11 protein-coding genes and 2 pseudogenes are annotated in these 12,027 nt (G+C 38.1%); all 13 read right to left on the bottom strand.

Translation table 11 applies throughout. From position 1 onward, the window contains the following. Positions 1-18: 18 nt before the first annotated feature. A pseudogene (locus H8705_RS09685) lies at positions 19-1,776 on the bottom strand (helicase-related protein); the annotation flags it as partial. A gap of 1 nt (position 1,777) precedes the next feature. Beyond that, positions 1,778-1,966 carry a transposon-encoded TnpW family protein gene (locus H8705_RS09690; RefSeq protein ID WP_004452856.1) on the bottom strand — a complete coding sequence of 63 codons (189 nt, stop codon included), beginning with the start codon at positions 1,964-1,966 and terminating at the stop codon, positions 1,778-1,780. 123 nt (positions 1,967-2,089) lie between these two features. Continuing rightward, entirely contained in the window at positions 2,090-3,355 is a 1,266-nt protein-coding gene (locus H8705_RS09695) for a plasmid recombination protein (RefSeq protein WP_021391154.1), read from the bottom strand. Between the two features lie 180 nt (positions 3,356-3,535). Next, positions 3,536-4,558, bottom strand: coding sequence for an AAA family ATPase (locus H8705_RS09700; protein WP_004452858.1), 1,023 nt, complete (start codon positions 4,556-4,558; stop codon positions 3,536-3,538). Further along, positions 4,539-4,730 (bottom strand): hypothetical protein, encoded by a 192-nt coding sequence (locus H8705_RS09705; RefSeq protein WP_044906491.1) that lies wholly within the window; start codon positions 4,728-4,730, stop codon positions 4,539-4,541. The genes H8705_RS09700 and H8705_RS09705 overlap by 20 nt, the downstream gene beginning before the upstream one ends. A gap of 436 nt (positions 4,731-5,166) precedes the next feature. After that, the gene (aph(2'')-I, locus tag H8705_RS09710; protein WP_231299036.1) at positions 5,167-6,057 is read right to left on the bottom strand and encodes an APH(2'')-Ia/If/Ih family aminoglycoside O-phosphotransferase; all 891 of its coding nucleotides are present in this window, start codon (positions 6,055-6,057) and stop codon (positions 5,167-5,169) included. 39 nt (positions 6,058-6,096) lie between these two features. Then, positions 6,097-6,621, bottom strand: a pseudogene (gene aac(6')-I, locus H8705_RS09715) (AAC(6')-Ie family aminoglycoside N-acetyltransferase); the annotation flags it as partial. Continuing rightward, positions 6,621-7,049 (bottom strand): GNAT family N-acetyltransferase, encoded by a 429-nt coding sequence (locus H8705_RS09720; protein WP_004452860.1) that lies wholly within the window; start codon positions 7,047-7,049, stop codon positions 6,621-6,623. The gene H8705_RS09720 and the pseudogene aac(6')-I, both read right to left, overlap by 1 nt. A gap of 23 nt (positions 7,050-7,072) precedes the next feature. Then, complete coding sequence (locus tag H8705_RS09725) at positions 7,073-7,855, bottom strand: DUF4111 domain-containing protein (RefSeq protein ID WP_021391159.1); 783 nt, start codon at positions 7,853-7,855, stop codon at positions 7,073-7,075. A 12-nt stretch (positions 7,856-7,867) separates the two neighbouring features. After that, positions 7,868-8,665, bottom strand: a complete 798-nt coding sequence (locus H8705_RS09730) for an aminoglycoside phosphotransferase family protein (protein ID WP_004452867.1) — start codon at positions 8,663-8,665, stop codon at positions 7,868-7,870. Positions 8,666-8,780: 115 nt separating this feature from the next. Further along, positions 8,781-9,326, bottom strand: coding sequence for an AAA family ATPase (locus H8705_RS09735; RefSeq protein WP_004452869.1), 546 nt, complete (start codon positions 9,324-9,326; stop codon positions 8,781-8,783). 184 nt (positions 9,327-9,510) lie between these two features. Beyond that, positions 9,511-9,888: a TnpV protein gene (locus H8705_RS09740; protein WP_032511034.1), complete on the bottom strand. Its 378-nt coding sequence runs from the start codon at positions 9,886-9,888 to the stop codon at positions 9,511-9,513. After that, positions 9,813-11,933 carry a recombinase family protein gene (locus H8705_RS09745; RefSeq protein WP_004452872.1) on the bottom strand — a complete coding sequence of 707 codons (2,121 nt, stop codon included), beginning with the start codon at positions 11,931-11,933 and terminating at the stop codon, positions 9,813-9,815. The genes H8705_RS09740 and H8705_RS09745 overlap by 76 nt, the downstream gene beginning before the upstream one ends. Positions 11,934-12,027: the final 94 nt, after the last annotated feature.

The following is a 12,027-nucleotide window of genomic DNA, read 5'->3' on the forward strand; positions in this document are numbered from 1 at the left end:
CTTTTGGGGGCTTGACTTTTATTTGCAGGACTCCTCATGCTGTTTTGGTTTCTTATCTGTACTGCGGGGCGGCACCGGGCGTTTCAGATGGTCCAATACCGAAGGCCGTGTGCTTTTGGCAACGACAGCTTCATCGTGTGCCGGTCCCTTTCCGTCGATGTTGAGCAGGGTATCCAGCTCCACCAGGCGGGCGTTTTTGCTTCTCAGTTCTTCTTCATAAAGGAATGGCTTTCCGACTTCCTCCTTTGCGGCAGCCTGCTGCTGATAGAGATTATCCAGCTGTGCCTTTGCCGCCTCCAGACGCTGGGGCATCTGGGCGAGGGCATTGTCGATACGGGTAAGATTTCCGCGAGGGTCTGTACCAAGGGTTGCCCTGTGGGTCATCTGTCCTTTCAGCAGGAGCGTATATTCCTGTTTCCAAGCGGAAAATTCCACGGACATGGCATAGCCCCGGTAGCTGCCGATCTGCACCGGATCGGAGGTTTTGACCTCCTTGCAGGCATCCAAAAGGGCTGCACCGGCGTTCTCCTTATCGGTCAGCAGGTCGCCACGGATCTCCATACCGGCAAAGCCGTCCTCCGGGTGTGGGTGAGCTGCCAAAACCTCAAGGTCAGATTCAAAGCCCTTGATAAAGCCCTTGTGCTTTTCAATCTCCTCCGGGAAGTATTTGAGCAGCTGGTCCTCCAGACGATATTGCTTGCTCTGGTGGTCGGCTTTCATCAGCTTCAGGCGGGATACCTCCACATCCAAATCCATACGCTCTTTGATACGGGGGTCTCCGGCACACAAAGCCTTAATCTCTGCAAAACTGAGGGCGGTTTCATCCACATCATCGCAGGAGCGCACCGGCGATTTAGAAGTCATGATCTGGCTGATGAATTTCTGCTTGTTCTCCACTGTCTGCCAGAGGTATGCGTCAAAGGTTCCCTCGGTCACATAGCGGTACACATGAACAAGGGGGTTCTGGTTGCCCTGACGCTCGATACGCCCCTTTCTCTGGGCAAGGTCTCCGGGTCTCCACGGACAATCCAGATCATGAAGTGCCACCAGACGGTCCTGCACATTGGTGCCTGCGCCCATCTTGGCGGTGCTGCCCAAAAGGACACGAACCTGACCGGTACGGACTTTAGAGAACAGCTCCTTTTTCCGCACTTCGGTATTGGCTTCATGGATAAAAGCGATCTGGTCGGCAGGCATCCCCTGAGCAATGAGTTTCTGACGAATATCGTCATATACCGTAAAGGTCGGTTCCTGTTCCGGCAGAGGCACAGCGCCTTCCAATGCGTGAAGCAGTGGATTATCCAGCGTTTTCGCCGCCTTGCTTGCAGGAGCTTTGGCCTGTGGTGTAGAAATGTCGCAGAACACCAGCTGGGTCAGCTTGTCAGCTTTGCCGTCCCGCCAGATCTGCATGATGTTGTCCACACACTGATTGACCTTTGTGCCAGGTTCGTCCGGCAGCATCTGGTTGACGATCCTCTGGTCAAGCCCCAACTTACGGCCATCCGAGGTAATCTTGAGCATGTTATCCTGGGACGGGTCAACAGTTCCGCTGTGTACCAGCGATGCGCGCTCCGAAAGGGTCTTGACCATTTCCTGCTGATGTTCGGTGGGCTGCGCCACGATGTTGTGGTACTCCACTTCCGGGGTAGGGAGATTTAACTGGTCGGCAGTCTTAATGTCCGCCACTTCTTTGAACAGGTTCATCAGCTCCGGCAGATTAAAGAACTTGCTGAATCTCGTTCTTGCCCGGTATCCGGTGCCTTCGGGAACGAGTTTGTCAAGATGATTTTTGTAAGTTTTCTAAATTCAAATATTTATCCGCTGAAAAATCTCCCAACATCTCGTGTCTGCATATTTCTTGAAACACCGTATTCAAAGGCTTCTTCGCACTTTCCGATTGCTTCACATTTACAATAAAAGTGGTTTTACCTATTCGTGTTGTATAAGATAAAGTGTTTTCTTTCATATCGTCCGTTTCTCCTTTTCATAAATTGACTGTGGGGCATTCCGTTTAGAACACCCCACAAATACAGCCTGTTTCATCTGAACATATCAAGAAGTCATTAAGTTGCAAGTACAATGGAAATGGTTATCTTTCCATACCACGCTTGTTTCTTCGTGCCTTGATACGCTCCTGTCTTTCTTTTTCCCTTGCTTCTTTTTCGGCTCGTTCCTGTGCTTCCTTAAAAGAAAAAAGTTGCTTCACTTTTTCGGTAAAAAGTTTAGCAACTTCGGGGAAATGCTCCAACGCTTCAAGAAAAGGTCTGCACTTTTCTTTCAGTTCGTTGTATTTGGTTTTCATTCTTTCCAGTGCATTTGCACTGTCAAAATATTTCTGTCGGTAATAATTTGCACTCTGCTCCAATTTATTGATTTCCGCACGACTGGTAATGCCCTCTTTGGCAAGGGAAGTCAGCTCAGAATAATCCTCTTTGGAGATTGCCATTTTACCTGTGATTGTTTTCTGCCCCATACTGTCAATCTCGTTTAAGGTTTTGGAAATATGACGGGCAGGCTCATACTTAACCTGTTCCTTTTGAATACGCTTCTGCAACTTCTCCAATCGCTCTTTATCCTGTTTGATTTGATATTGCAGGGAAGTCAAATGCTCTGCCGTACTTCCGTATTCGCCACGCTGAAAGCCTTTGAACCCTTGTTCCGTCATATAGTGAAACAACTCATCTTGCAGTATGCTGTACGAAGCTCGGAACATCGGTTTCCCGTTCTTTCTTAGCAATGGATTTCCTTTTTCATCGGTCAGCGGAATATCCGATTTCCATTTCTTTGAATGGCTTATCTGATTAACAACCGCCTTGACCGTTCCTCGCAGTTCGGGGTCTTTGCAACGCTTACTCCATAAGATTTCTTTCTCCACCACAGGCAGAACCATAGCGTGAAGATGATAGTGGTAAACCTCTTTTCCAAGTTCTTCGGTTGCCGCTACATTGATTTCATCAGCGTGCATTACTGCCGATATAACATTGTCAGCACCGAATTTTTCTTCGATGAAATGATAGGCTTCTTCATAAAACTGCTTTGCGTATTCATAACCACCGTTACGCTCGAAGTACATCGTGTTCACATCAATCACAATCTCATTAAAGAGTGTTGCGTCTTTCCTTAACCCACGAAGCGACACCTGCCCGTCTGTTTCCATCTGCTTTAACTGTTCCATATAGGTCGGGGCAGTCGGTTTTTTGAAATGCACATTAAAGGGTATTCGTTCCACAATTACATTCATATTTTCATAGGTTTCATTCTTGCGTTCGTTGTGCCTTTCCGCCTTGCTCACATCAGAAGCGGTGTACTGTTTTACCCTTGCACAACTCATATCTGCCTTGTTGGTTTTTGCCATTTTACTCTCCTTTCCAGACAGGGGCGAAGCCATTACACAACATTCTTTGAATGTGTGTAACCCACTATGACACTTTCAGACTTCGTCTGCAAAGATGTCGTGGGCAAGGGAGTTCCCCCTTGACCTCCTTATGATACCTCAATCATAAAAACAGACTGTCCACTCATCAGACAGCCTGCATTATTCTCTCGGTATATCGCCCATCGGCAAAGACCAGTACCACAGAAAGCCTTTCTTTTTGGAGATAACTCCTGCTTTCTTCTTTGCCTTTTTGATGGTCGATTTCTTGAACCCTGCGGCTTCAAGTCTTTCTTCGCAATCCGAAGAAAGCATTTCTCCGTCTTTCAGCATTTCCAAAAGAAATTCTTTTGCCTTGATTTCCTTATCGTTCGGTCTGCCCATTTTAGGGGCAAGGGATTGGAACGCTTCTTCTGCTGTCATTTCCATTTCAGAGATAAAGTCCACTCCTTTTTCTGCAACCTCAAAGAGAATTGCAGAGCCTGTCGGGGCAAGGTTGGATTTCACTTGCACCATATATCTTTCCGCTGGTGCTTCTTTGTTCGGTGTGCGTGTGATTGCAAGAATACTTCTTGCAGCACCCGCAATATCAATAGAACCATTGGTACGATAAAGTGGATTGGTATCTCTCATCTTGTTCATATGAGCGATAATCACGATTGCACAGCCAGTATTCTTCGCAACCGCAATCAGATGATTAAACTCTGCTCGTGTTTCGTTGGCATTGTTCATTGAACAGTTCTCTCCGATATAGGAACTCATCGGGTCAAGAATTAAAAGTTTTGCGTGATACCTTTCGATTGCTTCAGCAATACGGTTATCCCCAAAGGATAAAGACTTTTCATCTTCCTTGATGAAGATAAGATTTTCTCCATTCCCACCGGCTGAATTAAATCGGGGTACTACCGTATCGTCTGCGTCATCTTCCGTTGTCTGATAGATGATAGTCATAGGCTCGGTTTCTTCCGTTTCAGTAAAGGGCAGAGGTTCGCCCTTAGAGAGTAGGGCGGCAATGGAAAGCATTAACTTGCTTTTTCCATCGCCCGGATCGCCCTGCAACAGCGTAACCTTGCCGAACGGAATATACGGATACCACAGCCATTTCACTTCTTTCGGTTCGATTTCACTTGCCTTGATAACTTCAAGAGGTACATTTACATTCATTTCATTTTCCGTCTGCTTCATTGTTCTTCGTTCTCCTTTTCGATAAATACTTCGGGCAAAGCACTACGATACAGCGGAAACTCTGCTTGCAGTCATTACTGCACTTTCTGCAAAGTTCGTTGTAGGTAATGCGATTTCTTTCATTCAGAAACAACGCCCACTCTTGTTTCCGTTTCTTGCTCATTCTCGGCATATCAATCCTCCTTTCCGCCTGAAAACAAAAAAACCACAGGGAAGATACTTACTGCCTTGTTTCTGTCATTTTTCGGGGCGAAAATCGGGCAAAATTGCCTTTCTAAGCCTTTCAAAAAATCACACAAGGTATTCGTACTAACCTGTGGTTATGTATGAAATTGTGGGGTTTTGGGTAACAGAAAACACCGTATTTCTACGATGTTTTCTGTCACATATATTCTATTTAAGATACTGACAAACTGGGATTGTCTAAAATAGTAAAGCCGTACCGCTTACTATTTTTTCTTTTACTGCTGAAACAGTATCTTTGATTGAATGCGTCATTAACTTGTTTCATTAAATCATATATATCCATTTGTACCACCATTTATAAAACTTTCTTTATTTTATCAACTTGTTCTTCTACTTCTTCCGGATAGTTTTTAACCATATCATCACTTCCTTAATTTTTCATCTTTGCGAGTTCTTATATAAATCTCTTTTCTACCTTTTTCTATAAAATCAGGTCTATTATTTTTAATACCATATACAATAGTTTCTATTGGATAATATTGTTCTACAACATCTTGATATTCCTTTGCTTTTGAAATATCAATATTTCCGTATAATCTTAATATATCTTCTCCAAAAGACACGCCAATTTCTTCTTCACTATCTTCTAGCAAATATATGAAATCACAGTATTCATCTATAATTCCAGAATCTCCAAAATCTATTACACCACATAATCTATTTTCATCATCAAGTAATAAATGATTACAACTAAAATCATTATGGCATAAGCATTTTTTACCATCAAATATAGTTGTACTATGTAATCTTTGCATAAAGTCTTCTACATATTGTTTTTCAATATCAGTAAGACTATCATATATTGTGTCTTTGAGTAATTGATATTCTTCCAAAACATTTTGTTTATTGTCTATCGTATACAAACTTATTTCACTATAATCTAAATCGTGCATTTGTCTTAAAAACATAGCAATATCTTGCTTTAATAATTCTTGCTTTTCTTTTGATAAAGCAAAATATATTTCTGGTGTTAAAAAAGTTCCTTTTATTTCTTTATAACCTAATATAGAAATATCATCACTAAAATATGAATATTTTACATTTGGTATTTTTATATTAGTATTTAATCTTTGATTTAAGAAATCATAAATTGCTTTTTCTTTTTCATATCCTTTTTTCTTATTAGCACTAAATTTTGTTTTAAATATGTATTCTCCATTTACTAAATATGCTACACTATCATATCCACTACCAATTACCTTAATACTTTCAACTTTAAAATCTTCAAAGTAATGTTCTATTAAGTATTTCATTGCTTTAACATTTGTAACATTATCATCATACCTATATTCCATTAAATAGCAATCTTCTTTTTTACCCTCGTGCAACTCGTGTTCTGGCAAATCTTCAATTATTCTAAATCCAGATTTCTGATATGACCTAATTGCTCTTGGATTATTCTTATGAGGGTCTAAAATAACTGCATTAGCATTTCTTTCTTTTTTTAAAAACTCAAAAATCATTTTTGTATATTTTGAGCCAATGCCTTTACTCCAATATTCAGGTTCTCCTATAAACTGATCCATTCCATAAACTATTTCATTTGTTTTTGGATAATGATAATCAGAATAAAGTTCATCATACATTTTATATACTTGTCCATATCCAATAGGAACATTATCATATTCTATAATTACTCTAAATACTTCATCTTCCCATTTTTCAGTATAATGCTCTTTTAATGATTCTAATGTATATTTTTTATCTCTACCACCATAAAATTCTAATACTCTATCATCAGTTAACCATTTTAGCATTAAAGGAAAATCATCATTTGTCAAAGTTCTTATTCTTATTTTATCTTGTACTATTTCCATTAATTTTCCTCCCTAAAATCATACACATACACTACTTCATCATCTGCGTCATTTATTCCTCCTGCTTTTTCATAACATTTACAAGCAGAAATATTACTTCTATTTGTTATTAAAAACATTTCATAACAATCAATAGTTTTAGCATAATCACGAGCAAATGATATTAAACCTGTTCCATAACCTTTGCCTTGAAAGTCTGGCATAACATCAATAGCGTCAAGATAGAATACTTTTCTTCCATCTGGTTTTAATAAAATATAACCAAAAGCAAAACCTACTATCTTATTATTTATCTTTGCAATAAATCCAAAATCATTTTTATTATCTATAAATTTTTTTAAAACATCTACATTATATTTTGTATTTTCATCATCAACAAAATCTAGCATAAGTTCCAAATCTTGTTCTTCTAATAATTTATATTCCATCTATCTCAACTCCATCTACTATTTTATTTTCTAATTTTATTAGTATTTACACAATCATTAATTAAACTAATTGCTTCCCCAGCAAATTCCTTTAATCTTGTATTATCATAACTATTATTTGTATCACTTAAATAATCTTCCATAGCATTTTTAATAACATCATTATAATTTGAATCCATATTTTCTAATGCCCATTTACCACCATCATATTTTGATAAAGTTAAATCATCTCTGATTAGTGCATAAAATCTACAAAGGTTTAAAATACAATATACGGGATTATTCACAATTTCTTCTACACAATCTAATGTATCAGAATAATTGGAATCAATAATGTATTCCTTTGGTACTTTTGAAAACACTTCTTTTGATGGCTTACCAAAATCCATCTTATCATTTGGAACATTTATAACATTGAAATGACTTGCTAGATCAGGGTCAACTTTATAATCATCATTGATGACTATTGTTTTATCTTCCTTATATCTTTCTATCCAATCTCTGCTACCGTGAAGTTCGTAAGGTATTGGATGTTTTATATTTCTACAATTATCTTCTAGTACAACACTAAATTCAAAACCTTTTTTAGGAAATAATTGCTCATTTTCTAACATTTTATCCCAAATAAATTGTTTTGTTTCTGAATTTATTTTTTCTTTTACAACTATAATAAAGTCTAAATCAGATTTATTCGGATTAAAACTTCCTAATCTTAATGAGCCGTGAAAATAAACTCCAACATAATTATCTTGTAATATTTCTTTAACCCATTCATTAACTTGTTTCATTAACTCATATATATCCATTTGTACCACCATTTATAAAACTTTCTTTATTTTATCAACTTGTTCTTCTACTTCTTCCGGATAGTTTTTAACCATATCATCAAAATCAGCAATTTCACGTGCCTTTATTAACATTGATACTCTTTTGATTAAATCTTCATCTGTATATTTATAATAACTTAATACCTTATTTATAAAACCTGTTCCTAAATAATAAAGTGCAGCAATATCATAAGCAGGATCACCCATACCAGAGCCTTCAAAATCCACTATTCCAACTAATTCGTTATTATCGTTAAGAATATAATTCTCATACCATAAATCTCCGTGTATAAAATGATAATCATTAAATGTTAATAAATAGTTTTTATATTCATTAAACCAAGATAATATTTTTTCATAATTAGATTCACTTAAATATTCTTTTAATTCAATAACACTTTGTTCAGTTATTTCTAATTCATTTTTTATATATTCATCTTTATCAAAATCAACTCTTATTTCATATAATTCATCCATAAATTCAGCGAGTTTTTTAGCAATATTATCTAAATTAACTATTTCAATATGTTCTTTTCTAAAAGTATGTCCTTTAATCATTTTATAAATTAATGCGCCATTTGGATATTCTTCGCAAGGCTCAATCAATTCAATAATTCTTGGTATTTCCAACGATTTAACATTACTTATTTGATTAATTACGTTCACATATTTTTGATAGTTTTTATATGAATTTTGATTTACTCCATCAAGTAAAATATAATCATCATTTATAATATATGCCTTACTATTAAAGCCTTCATTTATGTATTTTCTACTTATAATATCCATCTTTGCACCTCATTCTTAATAACTAAATAGAGTCATAATAATAAACATTTTCTGGCAATTCTTGATTAGGCAATTTGAATGTTCTAATTTTAACAAACTTACCACCAATAATTGTCTAAAATAGTAAGGCCGTACCGCTTACTATTTTTTCTTTTACTGCTGAAACAGTATCTTTGATTGAATGCGCAGTTGTATCTATAACATTTAATTCATAGATTCCTAAATTGGAAAATTGATTCCACATTGTTTCAACTAATTCAATATTTGTTTCTCTGTCTAACTTTGAGCGTTCGATAGCTCGCTTCATGGTTTCTTCTTTACTTGCCCTTAAAACGATATAGTGTACTTCATAATGCTCTTGAACAATGTTGAGCCACGGCTCTAAAAACCACGGTCCTACAATGCCATCTACAATTACATCATATCCACCACGAGCATATCGCTTCGCAGCTTCTAAAAACGCTTCAATGACAATCAAATTTTGCTCATTTGATTCTGGCAAATGCGGTGGTATTGCCCCTTTACTCAAATAATGATAAAAGTCATCTGTGTGCATATGTACAGACTTTTCCAAATCTGATTCTTTTGCAACAACAGATGCCGTTGTAGTTTTTCCTGTCCCCGGCGCACCTGTGATTACAATAATTCTACCTTGATTCATCTATATTTTACCTCCACAACTTCGGATTTATCTCGCTGATTTAGACGTATTGTACCATATTTTTGTGAATTTTTCAACTTAGCCACTTCGATTATACTCACGACTTAATAACTTCTTAAATACTTCCCGAAAAAGAAAAACTGCCATCCGTTAAGACAGCAGTTCCTTTTCGGCTGGTATGCTATTAAGAATACACAATATCGTTCAATACAATCTCATCTGCACAGGCTCGGATATTGTTCATCAATCCTATCCATTTCATCATATCCTTTCCTTTCAGTTCTTCCGTCACACCCTGCTTTCTTGCCATTTCCTTTATCAGATACTCCGCCATATCACACGCCGAAGTATCAATATCGGCAAGGTGTTCATATAACTTTCCGCTTGTAAGCAGATTGATATACAAGATTTTCCTGTGTTCCCTTAAATATCTTTCCCTCATTCTTCCGTATTTTGTGAGAGTGGGCGGTTCTTCGTTTTCTATCGTCAAGCAGGGATAGTAATAATCTCCGATGAGTTCGTACTGGATACCGGTTCTTTCGTCTGTAATAAATCTTTGCATTTTGATTTCTCCTTTTGCTTCTTATGGTAAAATTCCAAAGATTTTTCGTTGTGATTTTGTTTTTGACATTCTTCGGAACAGAATTTCTGCTGACTGTGTGTAGGCCAGTAGGTACTGCCACACACAGCACAGACACGCTGACGATAATAATGATTTCCTTTTTCTGCTTCTCTGTCGGCTTTCTTTTGGTCTTGCCTTGCCTGATAGCAACAATCCTTTGAACAGAATATCTGTCGGTTGCTTGTAGGTACAAACTCCTTTTGACAATGGGGGCATACCTTTGCTTTTACGATTTCTCCACCGTTTTCAGCGAGTTTTTTCGCCTTTCGCTTCTCTCGGTAAACTTTTTCACGCTCACGCTGTTTTGCCAGTCGTTCCATTTCAATCTGTTCTTCCTGTGCCTTGATTTCAGCAAGTTCTTCTTCTGTGTAGGCAATATCGACCTGCCCCACATAGTTGAAATAAATATCAACCTTTTGTGTCCTTGCTTTTCCCACACCCTCTGCTTCATAAACCACAATCTTGTCAATGAGTTCGGCAAACATCAAATCGGAAATTTCTGTCGGCTCTTTGCACTTGCGTATCAAAGAAATGAAATGCTTAATATCAACCGTATTCGCCTTTTCTTCGGTCAGTTCCTTTTGCATTTCCTCAATTTTCGTTTCCAGTTCAGCCTGCTCATCATCATACTGCTTCATTAGTTGCTTGTACTGTCTTTCGGGCAGTAATCCCGAAACAAGATTTTCATACAACCCACGAATAAGTTTTGACAGTTCATCGTATCGCTTCTGAAAACGCTGCAACTCCGATTTATTGTGCTTTGGCTTTTCTGTCTGCTTTTCGTTCCACAATACTTGAAGTTCCTTTGCAAAGGCTTCTTCGTCATTCAGAACAAATCTTGATAATCGTTTTACAGTCGATAATATCAAGGCTTCAACATTATCAGCACTAATCGAATGGGCAGTGCAGGAGTTTACTCTGCTGGCATACCCACCGCAACGGTAAGAATACTGTAACGAACGGTCTTTTTTACTGTAATGCGTTTGCAAGGTCATTCTTCTGCCACAGTCAGCACAGAACAGATAACCGCTTAAACGATTGCTGTGCGTTCCTCTTGCCGCTGTTCTGTTGGCTCGTTTCTTTCGCTTCTGAACGCTGTCCCAAAGTTCCTGCGAGATGATAGGCTCGTGCGTATTATAAAATACATACTGTTCATCTTCATCGGTATTTTTCCTTTTGTGCAGTTTGAAATTGGTGCTGACCGACTTACGCAAAACAGTATGACCAAGATATTCCTGTCTGCTCAAAATCGCTCTTATGGTTGACATTCCCCAAGTATATGGGTCTGAAAACTTCGTTCCATTATACTGTTCGGGGTGATATTCCTTTGCGTGTGCTGCCGGAATTAAAACCTTTTCTTCGGTAAGCAATTCAGCGATTGCTCTCGGACTTTTGCCCTCGTTGGCAAGCAGAAAGATACGCTTTACCACCTCAGAAGCCACAGGGTCAACGACAAGCGTTTGTTTGTCGGTTGCTAATCGGTTATATCCATAGGGAATAGAACCGCTACATCGCTTTCCGTCTTTCATACGGGCATCAAACACAGCCTTGATTTTATTGCTTGTGTCTTTGGCATACCACTCGTTCATTATATTCAAAAACGGGGCAAAGTCATTATCCGAAGCATTGTTGCTGTCAATACTGTTGTTTATTGCAAGAAAACGGACATCTTTCTGTGGGAACAGAACTTCCGTATAAAAGCCGACTTGCAGATAGTTTCGTCCTAATCGGCTCATATCCTTAACAATAATCGTTGCGACATTTCCTGCTTCTACTTCCTTAATCAGTTCTTGAAAACTCGGACGATTGAAATTCACACCCGAAAAACCATCGTCAGTAAAATGGCGAATATTCGTGAACCCATTTCTGCGAGCATAATCTTCCAAGTATTTCTTTTGGTTGGTGATTGAATTTGACTCACCATTGAGGTCATCATCTCTTGATAAACGCTCATAGAGTGCTGTAATCTTTGAAGTCCTTGACATTCTCTTATCCTCCTTTCTTTATGTAATCTGTTTTGGTATTAAAAGTATTACTCCCTCTACCAATAGGAGAAAATAGGGATACAAAGCGGAACTG

Origin of the sequence: Youxingia wuxianensis (genome assembly GCF_014385085.1) — a bacterium.
Taxonomy (GTDB): domain Bacteria; phylum Bacillota; class Clostridia; order Oscillospirales; family Ruminococcaceae; genus Youxingia; species Youxingia wuxianensis.